This is a genomic window from Halomonas sp. McD50-4, from assembly GCF_022348135.1.
GTDB lineage: Bacteria > Pseudomonadota > Gammaproteobacteria > Pseudomonadales > Halomonadaceae > Vreelandella > Vreelandella piezotolerans.
The window spans coordinates 221689-237454 of record NZ_JAKRFG010000002.1; the positions used below are offsets into that span (position 1 = coordinate 221689).

The following is a 15766-nucleotide window of genomic DNA, read 5'->3' on the forward strand; positions in this document are numbered from 1 at the left end:
TGTGTCTACTAGCTGATTTTGTTGCCTTTTTTGATACTTTGGGCCCGTGGGTAAGATGTAAGAAATGGCTGCTTTAAAGGCATCAGGTAATTTCTTTTTTAAACACACCATGTAATGATGAATGCGTTTAGCGGTGTTGGTAAAGCCACTTAATATCCACGCCAAAAGAGTAAATCAACGTCACCAACGCGCTGAACGCCAGCAGTCCCGCTAACAGCGGTGAGGTCAGCGGCGTTAGCGCCAGCAGCATCGCCACGACCTGCCAGACGCACACGGCTTTGCGGCGGTAGCTGTCATTGAGCGGCGCCTCCAGCCAAGGGAAGGGAAGGCTAGCGGCCACGAATAAATAACGCATGCCGCCAATCAGCAGCACCCACAGCCCCAGCCCCTCTTCCATGATCAAGCCAACACACAGCAGCATGATCAGCAGGGCATCCAGTTCCATATCGAAGCGTGCCCCAAAAGATGAGTGGCAGCGAGTGCGGCGGGCGATCCAGCCATCCACGCCGTCCAGTAATAGTGCGATGACCGAGACGCCCAGCCATAGCCAAATGGCGTCGATAAAGGCGTCATTCACCAGCGCGCCCGCCACCAGAGCGACCAGCACCGCGCGCCCCAGTGTCACCCGGTTGGCCCAACCCAGCGGGCCATGAGGCCAAAACACCAAGACCAAGCCGCTGATCAGGCCATAAAAGGCGATGGCCACCCACCAGTTGGCTGCGCCGGGCATGAGGGGCGCGAGCAGCGTCCCAAGACCTGCCAATAGTAGCGCGCCTACCAGCAGTTCGATGCTGCTGCACAGTCGCTTGGGCAGGGGAAATGGGGAGGAGTTAGACACAGGCGGCATGGTGGCTCACGTAGCGGTATCGTCGACCGCAGTTGAAATTAATGATGCAATAATTTATCTATGTACCATTATTGTATAGGGTGTATGGTAGTCAGCATCCCCAAAAGTTCCCTCATTAAACAATGTTGAAGGTTGGCAAGCGTTAATAGACCGATTGCTTTTCTACGCTAAGCTATAGGTGAGCCATTGAAAAGTCGCCATATCTTAGTCACGTTAAGATCAACGGATGGAAACAGCGCTTCAACGATAAGGAAATGTCATGTCGGCGCCTAAGACGGCCATGGCTTTTTGGGTAACACACCCAGGCCAGGGCCAACTGCAGCAGGAACCGCTGCCCACGTTAGGTGAAGCAGAGGTGCACGTTCGTGCCCTGTACAGCGGCGTTAGCCGTGGCACGGAATCACTGGTGTTTCACGCACGCGTGCCGGACAGCGAAACCCAGCGCATGCGCGCTCCTTTTCAAGCTGGAGAGTTTCCCACTCCGGTGAAATACGGTTATTGCAGCGTCGGCCGGGTCACCCATGGGCCTGACGCGCTTGTCGATAAAATCGTGTTTTGCCTACATCCCCACCAGGATCATTATGTGGTGCCTGCCGATATGGCAGTGCCCGTGCCCGATAACGTGCCCGCGCAGCGCGCGGTGCTCACTGCCAACATGGAAACCGCGCTCAACGGCGTATGGGATGCCAACCCCATGCTGGGCGAGCGTGTTTGTGTGGTGGGGGCGGGTGTCGTGGGCGCGCTGGTGGCGTATTTGTGCGCGCGCATGGCGGGGGTCGAGGTCACGCTGGTCGATATCAATCCCGAGCGTGAAACCTTGGCCCAAGCCCTCGATGTACCGTTTGCCCTGCCTGAGCAAGCCCCGAACGATCAAGACTGTGTGATTCATGCCAGCGGTCATCCCGACGGCCTGCGTTTGGCCATGTCGCTCGTCGGCAATGAAGGCCGTGTCATCGAGATGAGCTGGTTTGGTCAAGGAGAGGTGTCGCTGCCCCTTGGCGGGGCGTTCCACTCCCAGCGATTGACACTGCGTGCCAGCCAAGTGGGTCAATTGCCAGCCAAACTCCAGCCGCGCTGGAACTATCGCCGTCGCTTGAACGTGGCGCTTCGCCTGCTGGCCGACCCTGCCCTTGAGGCGTTGATCAGCAGTGAGTGCGATTTTGCCGATTTCCCCGAACGAGCCCCGGCGCTGTTTAGTCCACAGAGCACGGCGCTCTGTCACCGAATTCGCTACCCCTAATCTTTCAACCGTTATTTGCTTACGGGAGTTGCCATGTACCGTTTATGCGTTCGCGATCACTTCATGATTGCCCACAGTTTCAAAGGCGAGATCTTTGGCCCGGCCCAGCGCACCCACGGCGCTACTTACGTGGTCGACGTCGTGTTTCAGCGCCCAGAGCTGGATCAGGATGGCTTGGTGATCGACATCGGTCTAGCCAGCGAAACCGTCAAAGAAGTGTTGGCGGGCTACAACTATCGCAACCTCGATGAGGTCAGTGAGTTGTCCGGCCAGAACACCACCACGGAGTTCATGGCGAAAGTGATCTTCGACCAGCTCGCCGCGGCCATCAAGGCGGGCCGTATGGGAGAAACGGCCAAAGGCCTGACCCAAATGGAAATCAAACTGCATGAATCCCATGTGGCCTGGGCCAGCTACGAAGGAGCGCTATGAACCAGCGATTGACGTTACTGGTGGCGGGGGATCCCAACCAGCGCACCGGCGGTTATATCTACGATGCACACATCGTTGACGCGCTGCGCGAGCAGGGGCTGTCGGTGGATGTGGTCGGTCTGGAGGGGCGTTTTCCTCAAGCCGATGACACGGCCAAACGTGCGCTTGCCAGCGCGTTGGATACGTTGGCCGATGGCGAGCGAGTCATCATCGACGGCCTAGCCATGGGCGCACTGCCTGGCGTGGTGGCGCGCCATACGGATCGGTTGGATATCACGTCGCTTTTGCATCATCCGCTGGGAGATGAGCAGGGGCTCTCCAGTGAAGAGCAGCAGCAACTTCACCGCAGCGAACTCACCGGGCTTGCCGAAGTCGCCCGGATCATCGTCACCAGCCGCTTTACTGCCCGCCGTTTGAGCGAACTCGCGAGCGATTACTCCCTGCCGATTACCGCGCCGATTACTGTCGTGGAGCCGGGAGTTGCCCAAGCGCCGGTCAGCCCCGCACCTGCGGCGGGTGACACCATCCGCCTTTTGTGTGTGGCCACCCTGACGCCGCGCAAGGGGCAGGATGTATTGGTCAAGGCGCTGGCGCGAGTGGCTAGCGAACAGTGGCAGTGTGACTGCTACGGCGGTGTCCGCGATACGGCATTTAGCGCCAGCGTGCAGCAGCTCATCGATGAGCATCGCCTTGCCGAACGCATCACCCTACACGGTGAGTGTGACGCCGACACCCTCGAGGCGGCTTACCAACACGCCCATGCGCTGGTGCTGCCTTCTTGGTACGAAGGTTACGGCATGGTGGTCACCGAGGCGTTGGCCCATGGCCTGCCGGTGATTACCACGACCGGTGGTGCCCTGCGCGATACCTTGCCAGAAGGCGCGGGTATTAGCGTGGCGCCGGGTGATGCCGATGCGCTCGGTGCCGCCATCGATAATTTCTGTTCCAACGAAGCGCTGCGAACCGAGCTGCGAGCGGGCGTTGCGCTGGCGCGGGGAGAGCTCAACGATTGGCAGGCGGCGGGCGTTGAGTTTGCCAGGGCATTGAAGGACGAAGGAACGGCTGAACTCACGGCGGGCAGTCAGTTTGCCGCTAGCTGGCTGACGCTGCGCGAAGCGGTCGATGGTCACGCCCGAAGCGAGGCGTTGGTCAGTCGGCTCGATGCGTGGCTCGCGTCTTGCGAAGCGCCTGTGACGCTGGCGGACTTAGGCTGTGGGCGGGGCAGCAATGTACAGTTTCTTGCGCCTCGGTTGAGCGGTGCGCAGCGCTGGGCGCTGTTCGACCATGACGATGCCCTATTGCGTGAGGCGCGTCGCCGGGCCATGCCGTTGCACGATGCCACAGGCCAACCGCTACAAGTGGAAACACACTGCACTTCACTCGCGACTCTCGAGCATCCCGCCTTGCAAGCGGCGGATGTCGTCAGTGCGTCAGCGCTCATCGATTTGGTGTCTCAGCCATGGATCGACATGCTGGCCCAGCAGTGTGCTGCGCATCGGCAGGCGCTGCTGGTGAGCTTGAGCGTGACCGGCGAATGGTGCTTTACGGATAGGGATCAGCAGCCCATCGACGACCCGGAAGATCGCTTTGTATTGGGGCTATTCAACGCGCATCAACAGCGGGATAAAGGGCTAGGTGAGGCGCTGGGCGGCGAGGCCCACAGGGCGCTCTACCACGCCCTGGCGGCGCAGGGTTATGACGTAGAGGAAGCCTCCACGCCCTGGCGGCTTGCCGCGGGTAGCCACGCGTCTCAGCCGCTCGTCAGTTCGCTGATCAACGGCTGGGCGGAAGCCGCCACCGAGCAGGCCCCCGACGCCGCCATGCGGATTGCCGAGTGGCGTACCGCACGCCTGGATGCCGTGGAGCGCGGCCAAATAGGGGTATGGGTGGGCCACCGTGACCTGTTGGCGCTGCCCGCGGTGAAGGGTTAGCCATGAGCGGGCACTGGTTACGTCGGCCATGGGTGCAGCGCGGCATCGTCAGCGCGGCGCTATTGGCGGCGGTGGCCCTGTGGGTAGAGCCTGCCGCCATTCTGGCCGAGGTGAAACGCTTCGCGCCCGAATGGGTGCTGGCGGCGTTAGCCATCAGTGTGCTGCAGGTGATGCTCAGCGCTTGGCGTTGGCAGTTCACTGCTGGTCGGGTAGATGTGCCGCTGCGATTTCGTTATGCCCTGCGCGAGTATTACTTGGCGCTGTTGGTCAATCAACTGCTTCCGGGGGGCGTATTGGGCGATGCGGGACGCGCCCATCGTCATGCTCGACAAGCTGCATCCAAGGGAAGCGCCTGGCGAGCGGTAGTCATCGAGCGGGCCTCGGGGCAAATGGCCGTGGTGGTGCTGACCCTGGTGGCACTGACGGCCTCGCCGCTGTGGCACGCCGCGCTGGGTGGCCCGCTGCTGTTCGGGCTGGTCGTCGGTGTGGCGGCACTGCTCTTGGCTGCGATCGCTCTGGGCGTTTGGTGTCGCAGCCCGAAAGGGCCTGCACTGCCTCAGTGGTGCATCGCGCTGGGACGGGATGTGCGCCGTGGACTGCTGGCGCGTCGGGCATGGCCGCTGCAGTTGGCCTCTTCGCTGGCCATCGTGCTCAGCTATGGCGGGGTGATGGTGTGCGCCGCCCGAGCCATGGGTAGCGAGATGCCCGTGTTCGACCTATTGGCGCTGACCCCCGTATTGCTGCTGGCCATGTTAGTCCCCTTATCGATTGCGGGCTGGGGCCTGCGGGAAGGCGCGGCTGCCGCTATTTGGGTCTTGGTGGGGTTGCCAGCCGCGCAAGGGGTTGCGATCTCGTTGGCCTACGGTGTCCTGGTGCTGCTCTCTAGTCTGCCGGGCATATGGGTGGCGTTGGCTAAACGTGGTCGCGCCACCCCTTCTACAGGTTCTACATCGACAGATTCCACGCCCTTTGGCCCGACCGCTGCAGGTGGGCTAGACGTCGCGCAGCATCACGTCGAACAGCGTGTCGTCGCCACACCGGAACGAGCGCATCGTGGGGCGCAGCGCGCTCTCCAGCGTCTCGATGGGCGTCATTTGCAGGCCGGGCCTGCCGGAGCCGATCAGCAGCGGGGCTACCATCAGATGCAGTCGATCAACGCAGTATGCCTCGATGAATTGGGAAATGGTGACACCGCCGCCTTCTACCAGCACACGTGTGAGCCCACGTTCCGCCAGCAGCGTAATGACCTTCGCTGGGTCGAACTGGCCGTGGGCATTCAAGGCCAGCACGCAGTGCTCCGCGTGGCTGGGCGCAGTCGTCACGTCTGGCCCAGTAATGTGCAAGGTCTTGACCTCGCTGCTGCGAAACAGCGCAAGATGACCGGGCACGCGACCACGAGGGTCGAGGACGACTCGCGTCGGGTGGCGGCCAGTGACATGGCGAACGGTGAGCTGGGGGTTGTCGGCCGCTGCAGTACCCGCACCGACCACGACCGCATCGGCCAGCGCGCGCAGCCGATGCAAATGCACGATGCTTTCATGGCCGTTGATGTAATGGGAGTGGCCGCTTTCCGTGGCAATTCGCCCATCCAAACTCTGCCCCAGCTGGGCGACGACCCAGCGGGGTTGCAACGCCAGCGGCGTCAGGCAGTCCAAGGCTGTCTGGGCTTGGGGCGTGACGGCGTGCGGCGACTGCCACGCGCCGTCGCGGGTGACCGAAAGATCCGCCTTGATAGAGGTGCCGTCGATTTGGGCGAGCAGCCACTGCCAAGCGGTATCGAGATCGATCGAATGGGATGTATTACTGGAGTCGGGCATGACGCCTCCACACTGAAAATAACCTCAGATCATGCGGGGCCATGTTGCCCAACGCAAGCAACCTTTGCCCATACCATTAGGCAACCTTGAGGCCTACATGTATCAAATTGAACGCGCCATTTTCGATATTCGTCGCGGTTTACCGGTCGTGATCAGCAGCGGTGAGCAGCGCCTTCTGGTCCAAGCGCTAGAGGGTAGCCGTTCGGTGGATACCCTGGCCCAGCTGGCGGGTGCGCGCCCTGCGCTGGTGCTCACGCGGCATCGTTTGGAGGCCATGGGCATGTCGCTGAGTGCAGAGGCCGCCTGCCTGCCGTTGGCAGAACACATTGGCGAGCGCGAGCTGCATCAACTGGCCGTGGCTGACGCTGGCAAAAAGCCCAGTGCGCTGTTGAGCGGCTTGAAACCCGCTGGCGTCGCCGAGCGCGGGGCAGTGGCCCTCATGCGCCGAGCACTGCTGATCCCTGCCGCGTTAACCGCTCTGGTGAGTGAGGATGCTCGCCACGACATTGACAAACATATTGCCCAAGGGCGGCTACTGGAGGTCAACGCTGACGATGCGCATAAGTGTTTGGCGGGTGCGCCGGGTATGCTAAAGCGGGTGAGCGAAGCCAATATTCCGTTGGAAGATGCCCCCAATAGTCGCTTCGTGCTGTTCCGTGAACCGGATGGTTTGCGTGAGCATGTGGCCGTGGTCATCGGCCAGCTCGATGATGTGCAGGGTCCGGTACCGCTGCGTATGCATTCGGCGTGTTTGACCGGTGATTTGTTTGGCAGTCTGCGCTGCGACTGCGGTGAGCAGTTGCGCAACGCCGTGGCGGATATTCAGGCCATGGGTGGCGGTGTGCTGCTCTACTTGGCCCAAGAGGGGCGCGGGATCGGCTTGGCGAACAAGCTGCGCGCCTACACGCTGCAAGATAGCGGACTGGACACCGTCGATGCCGATCAAGTGCTGGGCTTTGGCGACGACGAGCGCCAGTACGCCGTGGCGGTGGATATGCTGAACGCGTTGAGTATCGATCAAGTGCAGCTACTCACCAACAATCCGCTGAAAATGTCAGCCCTGAAAGAGGGCGGTATCGAAGTGGTGTCCCGCCAAGCGCTATATGGCAGCGTAACGGATCACAACCACCGCTACCTAAGTGCCAAAGCCAGCCGAGCGGGTCACTTTTTGGATGAGGTGCTCGAGAGTCGCAGCCGTTAACGCTTGCCCGCCGCTGGCGCTCCCAGTGGCGGTAGTCGAGCGGTTTCCACAATGACCTGAGCAAGCTGGTAGGCATAGTGGTGGACGAGCCGTTCACCCAGTGCGGCGTTAGCGTGGCTGGCATCTCCAGCCACGCCATGTTCACTCAAATCTTCCCCTAACCAAGCAAAGGCAGCGCTACCCTCGGGGCTGACCAGCGCGCCTTCCGCAGGCATGGCTGGAGCAGCAGGCGTATAGTCATCGAGAGTGACGAGTTGCGGTGCTAAGTGCTGCATCATCGCCGTCTCCAGCAGCCCGCCATGCAGTCCATAACGTAGCTCATCGGCATTCATGGCGCCCTCTAAAGGCGGCAATCGTGTATAGGTCGCTTTGACTACGCGCATGTGACAGCGCCGCCGAAGCGTGAGCGCGGCTAGATCCATCACCGCTTTATTCCCGCCGTGACTATTGATCAGCACGAGCTTACGAATGCCTGTACGGGCAATGCTCTCGCCGTACGCTTCCAGCGTGGCAATAGCCAGCGGTGCGGGCAGGCTCAATGTGCCTGCGAAGCTTGCATGCTCGTCGCTGGCCCCTACCGCGATGGCGGGTAGACACAGCACCTCGACATCCTTCGCCAGACGCTCGAGTTGTACCAGCATGTCGGCCTGCAGCCCTTCACCAATGATGAGGTCGGTGCCCAAGGGTAGGTGGGTGCCGTGCTGCTCGATGGCACCTAAGGTAATGACCGCGACCGGGTCGTGCTGGGCAAGGGCATTCAGTTGAGGGGCGGTCAAGTGTTGCCAATGATAAACCATAGCGTCTCGTTAGCGTTTGTGTCGTTGGGGAGAAGCGCTGGGGCGCAGTGTGTTAGGAGGTGAGCAGCGGGTGATCGCTACGACAGGCGTAGATGTCGCCTGAGGCGAGCTGCTCAGCGCCTTCGGCTAACCAAGAGGCCATCTCCTCCGGAGTTAACCAAGTAGCAAAGCGGAACTGACGTTGCTCGCCAGCGATGGCATTGAAACGGTAGTCGCCTAGCCGGTTGACCTCTGCCAGGCAGGCGTGAGTGACATCCAGCATGCCTGCCACGAACTCCATCGATAAAGCGGCTACCGGGCAGGAAAGACCTTGCAACACCTCCGCCTCGAACCCCTCTACGTCGATTTTGATAAAGCGGGGTTCGCCGAAACGTTCGATCAAGGCATCCAAGGTGGTCATCTCGACCTGTAGCGTCTCTTCCCAGCGCACCCGTTGAAAGCCAGCGTTGCGCTCGCCCACGTGGCGGCGCCATTCGGTGGCAAGCGTCGAAAGAGTAGGGTTACCGACGCTAATGGCAATCTCCGCATGACCTGGAGTGGGGCCAACCGCCAGCGGCAGCAGTGTAATGTGTGGGCTTTTTAGCAGCCGTTGAAACCATTTGGCCAGCGCTGGCTGGGGCTCCAAGGCGATGACCTGGGCACCCAGCGCTTGAAACGCGGCGCTGCGGTCGCCTAGGTGGGCGCCAATATCGAAAGCGATATCGCCGGGCACTAGAAAGGGCTGGTAGAGCCGCTTCAAACTGCGTTGCCGCCCAGGCCGCCAATAGATGAACAGGGAACGGGCCAAGCCGCTGGCGCTGCGAAGTTGCTGAAGCGTAGAGGGCATTTAATGGGGTTCCTTCGCGCGTGAAACGGTCGACGTTTGTGACGACTTTCCGGGTCTTAAGAGTTGGCAAGGCATGTCGCCATACAGCTCACTGGGGGGGATATTCAGCGTGAGGTCGCCGTCCATGTTCAGCGCTGCAGGGCTGCGTGCCGTCAGATCGGCAAAATCTTTGAGGAGCGCCGGTTTCAGGCTAATGCTAGGCGTATGCAGCAACCCTAGCCGATGGCTCACCACGCCCCCCCAGGTACCGCTACTGGAGTACTTTACCAACGGTGCGGCGGCCACGAGCCCGAGCCAAGCAGGGGTCAACCAGCCGAACGCCGAGGGTGAAAACAGCACCATCACGCCCGCCCACAGCGCACCGCATAGCGTCATCCATCCGGTATGCCGCCAGGTTTCACGCCAGCTCAACGAGCGCTCGCCGCGATGTTGGGTTTGCCAGTCAATGGCACGACCAATCAACACATTGATGATGAATAGGCTGTGCCACGCCATCATCAGCGGCGCAATGAGCGCGGCAAATACGATTTCGAGCAGCGTGCTGACCACCAATTTGAAGCGCCCGCCAAAGGCGTGGGGGCACTGGCAGAAGGACAGCAGTAGGCCGAGTAGTTTGGGGGCCATCAGCATGCCGAGCGTGGTGCTCAATAGCCACAGCGAGAGCGCCTTGGGCAAGACCGGCTCGGTCGCCCCATCGATGGCGTGGTAGCCCACCATCAGGCTGGTACACACCAGCAGCCCCAGCCAGACCAGCGACGACAAGTAAGCAAACGCGCCAAAAAAGAAATGCAGGCGACTGATGACGTGAAAGCCCGCGCCCGTCAACAGGCGCAGGTGCTGAAGATTGCCCTGGAGCCAGCGGCGGTCGCGCTTGGCGAAGTCGAGTAGGTTGCTGGGCATGGCTTCGAAACTGTTGCGCGAGGCGCTGGCGTGGGGGTCGCGCCGGGACAGCGCTGCCGTTGCCGACGTATCCAGTAGCACCTGCCAGCCGCCACGTCTCAACAGAGCCGCTTCCACAAAATCGTGGCTCAACAGCTCGCCCCCTAGCGGCGGTTTGCCGGAGAGCGTTGGCAACCCTGCGTGGGCCATGAAGGCGCGGGTGCGAATGATCGCATTGTGCCCCCAATAGTTGGCAGCGTCGCCCTGCCAAAAGCTTTGGCCCGCTGCCAGCATCGGGCTGTACAGCGCCGAGGCGAGCTGGGTAAAACGGCCAAACAGCGTGCGCTGGCCAACGGGAATGGGCACGGTTTGAATCAGGCCCACGGTGGGGTAGCGCTGCATTTGGTGCACCATGTGCAGCAGCGTATCGCCGCTCATCAGGCTGTCGGCATCCAGGACGATCATGTAGTCGTAGCGGCGGCCCCAGCGACGACAGAAGTCGGCAATATTGCCTGCTTTGCGCTCGTGGTTATTGGGACGACGGCGGTAGTGCACTGCCATCTGGCCAGCCATACGTTGCTGAAGCGCAGCCACGTGGGCGGCTTCTTCGTCGGCTTGGGTCGGGTCTTGGGTATCGCTGAGGATGAACACTTCGAAGTGCTGACCGATGACGCGGGCGGTGTCCTCGCCCTGTGTGCTTGGCTGTTGAAGCAGTGAGCGGCAAGTAGCCTCCAATCCGGCAATGGTGGGAATGGGCGGCTCGGCGTAAATCGGCATGACCAGCGCCGTCCGGCTGACCAAGCGACTGGCGGTCGGTCGCTCTGCCGTCAAGGGTTTGAGGCTAAGCGGGTCGAGACGCAGCGCACAGATCACAAAACCGCAAATGGCCCCCCAAAAAGCCAGCGCAATCCAGCTGAAGGTGAGGCCAAATAGCGTCAGCATGGCGATTTGCCAGCCCAGCGCGAGGTTGGTCACTACTTGCACCATGGCGGCGCAGCCCAGCAGGCTGGTACCAATGACCAGCGTGGCTAGCAGTGCGCGCCGAGCGTTGAGCCACGGTATGGACGGCATTAACGAAGGTGGATTACGCATTGGGATACCACACGTAGTTCCAGGTTTCGGTGACGGGCTCACCGTCTCTCATCAAACGCAAGCGTATATCGCTCGGCTGGGGGCTGGGTGGAAGCCTGAACGTGGCGCGTCGGCCGTGATGGGGGAGTACTTTGATTTGGGGCAGTAGCGCTTCGCCATCGCGCACGCTGATATCCAGTGAGAGCTCTGCATCGGCCGCTAACGTCTCTAACGCGCCGCCGCTAAAATCGACCACGAACTGGCGCTGCTCGGCGGATGGGGAGTCCGCTTCACCCGGTACGGCGGCGCTGCCATGCCGAGTGCGTATCACTTTTCCCAGTGCGTGGGCGTCGGGCTGCTCGTTCAAAGTGTAAGTGCGGTAGTGCAGGCGCCGAGAGTCACCGGCGTCGAGCGCATCTTCGGCGACCCAGTAAGCCACGATGTTGTCGTGGGTTTCGTCAGGGGTGGGTATTTCCACCAGCTCCACGTGACCTTTTCCCCATGCCTCCAGCGGCTCGACCCACTGGCTAGGGCGGCGATGGTAGTTGGCTTCCAGGTCCAAGTAGCGGTCGAAGCGACGTTCGCGCTGCATCAGGCCAAAGCCTTGTGGTGCATCATCGACGAAGCTCGACACACGGACCTCACTGGGGTTGCTCAGCGGTCGCCAGATCCACTCGCCGCTACCGGTGTGCATTAAAAGACCATCGGAGTCATGCACTTGAGGGCGAAAGTCATCTGGCCGCTGGGCGCTCGCTTCTCCAAAGGTGAACATACTGGTCAGTGGGGCGATGCCGACTTTTTCGATATCTTCCCGGGCAAAGATCTCGGCTTCTATGTCGGCTTCGGTGTGCGCCCCAGGGGTGAGCGTGAATCGGTAGGCACCGCTGAGCGACGGGCTATCCATCAGCGCCATGAGCGTGACGCTCTCGGCGTCGCTGTCTGGCGTGACTAGCCAAAACTCACGAAAGGCAGGGAATTCTTCGCCCTGGGACGAGGCGGTGTCGATCGCCAACCCCCGGGTGGATAACCCGTAGGCTTGATGTTGGCCCACTAAACGAAAGTAGCTGGCGCCGAGAAAGACGGAGAATTCATCCGCATAGTCGGGATTATTGAGCGGATAGTGGAGACGAAATCCGGCGTGTCCGCTGCCGCTCAGGTCGTGCTCCAGCAGGTCGCTGGCGTCGCCATCGTAGCGAAAATCGTCGGTGGTGAAGTCGAGCGGGACGACCTCACCGGTTTCGACCAGATTGAGTGCCACCGGCGTTTGAAATAGAAACCCGCTGTGGAAGAGCTGTAGGCTAAAGGGGCTTTCCTCGCGCCAGTAGGCGCGCTCTGGGTTGAAGCGAATTTGTCGATAGCCATCGTAGTCAAGTGATCGTAGCGCTTCGGGCAACTGGGCGTCGGGAGCTGTATAGGGGGCAGCAGCTAATTGTTTGGCGCGTTCTATGACTTGTTGAAACACGGGATCTTCGCTGGCGGCAGCGGGAAGGGCAAGCATCCAACTCAGTGAGACGATCCATTTTGCAGCCGTTCGACAATCCATGGGCGAGTTCCTTTCGTGACCTGATAGAGTGGACAACACGTCATTGTGTGAAATGTTTAAACAAAACCTATACGCTTAGCAAGCTGTGTTAAAAATAGTGGTTTAACGGTTCAAGGCTCCAGGGCCTTCAATCGGTTATACCGCTGATGCTCTCCTCAACGCTACTGGTGAAATGAATGCGTCGTCTCCTCATTACGGCTTGTGCGCTGAATGTGCTGCTGGTGGCTCCGCTGTGGTGGCGCTTTGGCACGCTATCGCCCTTGATCGCCTGGGAAGCGTGGGTGATTGCCCCGGCCATGCTACTGCTACCGGCCGGTCGCTGGCGGCGCTGGTTGGGGAGCGGTGTCGTGAGCGCCCTGGCATTGGCAACGGCGACCAACCTTGGCGATGCCGCTACGCATACGGCGTTTGGCCGTTCGCTGAACCTTTATCTGGACGTGCCGCTCGTGCGCTCCATTTACCATTTACTAGTGGGTAATGTAGGCCAACTGGCGGCAATTTGCCTGATGTTGCTAGGCGGTGTACTGCTCATTGGCGTGCTGTGGCTCATGCTGCGCCTGCTACTGCCTGCTCGCCCTCCCACGCGCCGTGGTCGGGCGAGAAACGCGGCCGTCGTGTTGCTAGTGGTCAGTTCGAGTATGGCTCTGTTAGAGGTAAATCACTATCGCCTAGTTCCCCAGGCCGCACTGCCGATGGTCGCCACTGCCCGTTTTCAGTGGGAACAGGTGGTCGATACGCACCGCGCTCGGCAAGCGTTTACCGCGCAGTTGGAAGAGACGCCGATAGCGGCGCAGGTACTGCCAGGTTTGGCAGGGCGAAACGTACTACTGACGTTCATCGAGTCTTATGGTGTGTCTGCCCTGAAAGACCCTCGCTATAACCGCACACTGCTGCTCACCTTGGAAGACCTTAAGCGACGACTATCCCAGCGTGACCTGCACGTGGTATCGGGGTTGGTCGCATCGCCCATCCGCGGCGGACAGTCGTGGCTTGCCCATGCGACGACGCTAAGCGGGCGTTGGATAGACAATCAGCTTTGGTATCGACTGATGCTAGAGAGCGGCCACTCGACGATGATCGACGATTTTCGTGCCTCCGGGCAGCGCACGCTCAGCGTGATGCCTGCGATCACCCTGGCGTGGCCAGAGGGGCGTGCTTACGGCTTCGACCAAATCGTCGCCGCAAAAGACATGCCCTACGAAGGGCCGCCGCTCAACTGGGTCACCATGCCGGATCAATTTACGCTCGACTATACTCAGCGCGAGCTGCTGGGTAACTCACCTCTGTTCGCCCAGATCGCACTGATCTCGAGTCACGCTCCCTGGACACCCATTCTGCCCGTGCTGGAAAACTGGTCGCTGGTGGGCGATGGCAGTCTCTATGCCCCTTGGGAGAACGCGGGTGATCCGCCCGAGGTGATCTGGCGAGATTTGGAGCGCATTCGCGACCACTATGCGTGGTCGGTGGACTACGCTGTTAGCGTGGCAGGACGCTGGGCCGAGCGCGTGGCCAATGAACAGACGCTGCTCATCGTGCTGGGCGACCATCAGCCCGCCCCGTTGATTACCGGCGACGAAGCCAGTGCTGCCGTACCGGTACATATCATCAGCGGCGATCCAGCACTGCTGGACCCTTTCAAACGGCGTGGCTTCGTGGAGGGGATGCTGCCCCCCCTAGCGCACCCGCAGGAGGCGCCGAGGATGAGCCAACTTCGCCACTGGCTGCAGCAGGACTTTGGCCCCGCAGCAACATCAGCAAGGACGACACCATGATTCAACCGGTTATTTTGAGTGGCGGAAGCGGTACCCGGCTTTGGCCGCTCTCCCGCGAGCAGATGCCCAAGCAGTTTTTGCGTTTGACCGGCAAGCAGAGCCTGCTTCAACAGACGCTCACGCGTCTGGAGGGCTTGTCCACGCTGCCGCCGATCTTGATGGGCCACCACTCGCACCGTTTTTTGATGGCCGAACAGCTGCGTGAAATTCAGCATGAGGGGCAAATCGTTCTAGAGCCTGTGGGCCGCAATACCGCTCCTGCCATTGCCTGCGCCGCTCTGCTGGCGCGCCAGTCGGGCGAGGATCCACTGCTATTAGTACTGCCCGCCGACCACGTACTAGGCGATGTTGCCGCGTTTAAGCACAGCGTGCAGCGTGCCGAGCCGCTGGCGGAGCAGGGCTATTTAGTGACTTTTGGCGTGGTGCCGACGCATCCGGAAACGGGCTATGGCTATATTGCTTGCGGTGACGTTTTGGGCGAAGGCCACCATTTGGCCGCGTTTATTGAAAAACCGGTATTGGAGAAAGCCAAAGCGCTGCTGGCCCAGGGAGATACGCTGTGGAACAGCGGTATGTTCTTGCTGCGCGCCTCCCGTTATTTGGCGGAGCTCGAGCGGCTTGCGCCCGATATGTTGTCAGCCTGCCAAGAAGCCGTGGCGCGCACTCAAAGCGACCTCGATTTTTTACGCTTGGACGAACACGCCTTTCAGCGTTGCCCAAGCGAATCGATCGATTACGCGGTCATGGAGCACTGTGCCCAGGCGGCCGTGGTGCCTTTGGACGCTCAGTGGAGTGATATTGGCAGCTTCGATGCGCTGATGGCCACGCATACGCCTGATTCGGCAGACAATGTGGTGACCGGTGATGGCGTACTGAGCGATACACGTCGCTCGCTGGTAGTCGCAAACCACCGCTTGGTCGCCACGCTGGGCGTGGAAGACCTGATCGTCGTGGAAACCTCTGACAGTGTATTGGTGGCCCATCGCGACAAGGCGCAGGGCGTCAAGCAGCTCGTCGCAGCGCTGACCCAAGCAGGGCGCAGCGAGCCGCAGACATCGCCTCAAGTGCACCGCCCCTGGGGCAGTTTTCAAGCCATGGATAATGGAGATCGCTACCAGGTGAAGCACATTACCGTGCGCCCCGGTGGGCGGCTCTCGCTGCAGCGCCACCATCACCGTGCCGAACACTGGGTGGTGGTCAGCGGCACAGCCAAAGTAACCGTGGATGAACGTACGTACTTGGTCAGCGAGAACCAGTCCACCTATATTCCTATCGGCGCACTGCACCGCTTGGAGAACCCAGGCAAAATTCCACTGGAGTTGATCGAAGTGCAGTCTGGCAGCTACCTGGGCGAGGATGATATCGAGCGGCTGGATGACGTTTATGCTCGCCACCGCGACGAGTAATGAG

Annotated in this window: 12 protein-coding genes and 1 pseudogene; 7 read left to right on the forward strand and 6 right to left on the reverse strand. The window is 60.8% G+C overall.

Going from position 1 to position 15766, the window contains the following annotated elements:
* Nucleotides 1–127: 127 nt before the first annotated feature.
* On the reverse strand, nucleotides 128–847 hold the full coding sequence (locus tag MHM85_RS03635; RefSeq protein ID WP_139525313.1) for a CDP-alcohol phosphatidyltransferase family protein: 720 nt from the start codon (nucleotides 845–847) through the stop codon (nucleotides 128–130).
* Between the two features lie 259 nt (nucleotides 848–1106).
* On the opposite strand from MHM85_RS03635, the gene MHM85_RS03640 reads away from it, so the two are divergent.
* The 4 genes and pseudogenes from MHM85_RS03640 to MHM85_RS03655 all read left to right on the forward strand — a co-directional run.
* A complete protein-coding gene (locus MHM85_RS03640; protein WP_239285077.1) occupies nucleotides 1107–2087 on the forward strand; it encodes a zinc-binding alcohol dehydrogenase in 981 nt (326 codons plus the stop codon).
* Nucleotides 2088–2120: 33 nt separating this feature from the next.
* Nucleotides 2121–2519 (forward strand): 6-carboxytetrahydropterin synthase, encoded by a 399-nt coding sequence (locus MHM85_RS03645; protein ID WP_139525315.1) that lies wholly within the window; start codon nucleotides 2121–2123, stop codon nucleotides 2517–2519.
* Nucleotides 2516–4450 carry a glycosyltransferase gene (locus MHM85_RS03650; RefSeq protein WP_139525316.1) on the forward strand — a complete coding sequence of 645 codons (1935 nt, stop codon included), beginning with the start codon at nucleotides 2516–2518 and terminating at the stop codon, nucleotides 4448–4450. The genes MHM85_RS03645 and MHM85_RS03650 overlap by 4 nt, the downstream gene beginning before the upstream one ends.
* 2 nt (nucleotides 4451–4452) lie before the next feature.
* Nucleotides 4453–5319 (forward strand): annotated as a pseudogene (locus MHM85_RS03655) (lysylphosphatidylglycerol synthase transmembrane domain-containing protein); the annotation flags it as partial.
* Between the two features lie 123 nt (nucleotides 5320–5442).
* On the opposite strand, the gene MHM85_RS03660 reads toward MHM85_RS03655, so the two are convergent.
* The gene (locus MHM85_RS03660) at nucleotides 5443–6267 is read right to left on the reverse strand and encodes a RibD family protein (RefSeq protein WP_239285162.1); all 825 of its coding nucleotides are present in this window, start codon (nucleotides 6265–6267) and stop codon (nucleotides 5443–5445) included.
* Nucleotides 6268–6364: 97 nt separating this feature from the next.
* Between MHM85_RS03660 and ribA the strand changes: the two genes are divergently transcribed.
* Entirely contained in the window at nucleotides 6365–7468 is a 1104-nt protein-coding gene (ribA, locus tag MHM85_RS03665; protein ID WP_139525317.1) for a GTP cyclohydrolase II RibA, read from the forward strand.
* Here ribA and MHM85_RS03670 read toward each other — a convergent pair.
* Genes MHM85_RS03670 through MHM85_RS03685 form a run of 4 tightly spaced genes read right to left on the reverse strand, consistent with a single transcriptional unit; the run spans nucleotide 7465 to nucleotide 12584 of the window.
* On the reverse strand, nucleotides 7465–8265 hold the full coding sequence (locus MHM85_RS03670; RefSeq protein WP_153842274.1) for a creatininase family protein: 801 nt from the start codon (nucleotides 8263–8265) through the stop codon (nucleotides 7465–7467). The two genes, ribA and MHM85_RS03670, sit on opposite strands and share 4 nt — an antisense overlap.
* Nucleotides 8266–8317: 52 nt before the next feature.
* On the reverse strand, nucleotides 8318–9091 hold the full coding sequence (locus MHM85_RS03675) for an FkbM family methyltransferase (protein WP_153842275.1): 774 nt from the start codon (nucleotides 9089–9091) through the stop codon (nucleotides 8318–8320).
* Complete coding sequence (gene mdoH, locus MHM85_RS03680) at nucleotides 9092–11062, reverse strand: glucans biosynthesis glucosyltransferase MdoH (RefSeq protein WP_219863109.1); 1971 nt, start codon at nucleotides 11060–11062, stop codon at nucleotides 9092–9094. It lies immediately after the preceding gene.
* Nucleotides 11055–12584, reverse strand: a complete 1530-nt coding sequence (locus MHM85_RS03685; RefSeq protein WP_239285080.1) for a glucan biosynthesis protein G — start codon at nucleotides 12582–12584, stop codon at nucleotides 11055–11057. Before MHM85_RS03685 ends, mdoH begins: the two co-directional genes overlap by 8 nt.
* A 176-nt stretch (nucleotides 12585–12760) precedes the next feature.
* Here MHM85_RS03685 and MHM85_RS03690 point away from each other — a divergent pair, with 176 nt between their 5' ends.
* Together MHM85_RS03690 and MHM85_RS03695 are read left to right on the forward strand one after the other, a co-directional pair.
* Nucleotides 12761–14356, forward strand: coding sequence for an alkaline phosphatase (locus MHM85_RS03690; protein ID WP_153842278.1), 1596 nt, complete (start codon nucleotides 12761–12763; stop codon nucleotides 14354–14356).
* On the forward strand, nucleotides 14353–15762 hold the full coding sequence (locus MHM85_RS03695; RefSeq protein WP_153842279.1) for a mannose-1-phosphate guanylyltransferase/mannose-6-phosphate isomerase: 1410 nt from the start codon (nucleotides 14353–14355) through the stop codon (nucleotides 15760–15762). Before MHM85_RS03690 ends, MHM85_RS03695 begins: the two co-directional genes overlap by 4 nt.
* Nucleotides 15763–15766: the final 4 nt, after the last annotated feature.

Excerpts from the sequence above, each read along its gene's own strand:
- MHM85_RS03640 (WP_239285077.1), top strand. The coding sequence starts at position 1,107 with ATGTCGGCGCCTAAGACGGCCATGGCTTTTTGGGTAACACACCCAGGC.
- ribA (WP_139525317.1), top strand. The coding sequence starts at position 6,365 with ATGTATCAAATTGAACGCGCCATTTTCGATATTCGTCGCGGTTTACCG.
- MHM85_RS03635 (WP_139525313.1), bottom strand. The coding sequence starts at position 847 with ATGCCGCCTGTGTCTAACTCCTCCCCATTTCCCCTGCCCAAGCGACTG.
- MHM85_RS03650 (WP_139525316.1), top strand. The coding sequence starts at position 2,516 with ATGAACCAGCGATTGACGTTACTGGTGGCGGGGGATCCCAACCAGCGC.
- MHM85_RS03670 (WP_153842274.1), bottom strand. The coding sequence starts at position 8,265 with ATGGTTTATCATTGGCAACACTTGACCGCCCCTCAACTGAATGCCCTT.
- MHM85_RS03645 (WP_139525315.1), top strand. The coding sequence starts at position 2,121 with ATGTACCGTTTATGCGTTCGCGATCACTTCATGATTGCCCACAGTTTC.
- MHM85_RS03660 (WP_239285162.1), bottom strand. The coding sequence starts at position 6,267 with ATGCCCGACTCCAGTAATACATCCCATTCGATCGATCTCGATACCGCT.
- MHM85_RS03675 (WP_153842275.1), bottom strand. The coding sequence starts at position 9,091 with ATGCCCTCTACGCTTCAGCAACTTCGCAGCGCCAGCGGCTTGGCCCGT.
- MHM85_RS03685 (WP_239285080.1), bottom strand. The coding sequence starts at position 12,584 with ATGGATTGTCGAACGGCTGCAAAATGGATCGTCTCACTGAGTTGGATG.
- mdoH (WP_219863109.1), bottom strand. The coding sequence starts at position 11,062 with ATGCGTAATCCACCTTCGTTAATGCCGTCCATACCGTGGCTCAACGCT.
- MHM85_RS03695 (WP_153842279.1), top strand. The coding sequence starts at position 14,353 with ATGATTCAACCGGTTATTTTGAGTGGCGGAAGCGGTACCCGGCTTTGG.
- MHM85_RS03690 (WP_153842278.1), top strand. The coding sequence starts at position 12,761 with ATGCGTCGTCTCCTCATTACGGCTTGTGCGCTGAATGTGCTGCTGGTG.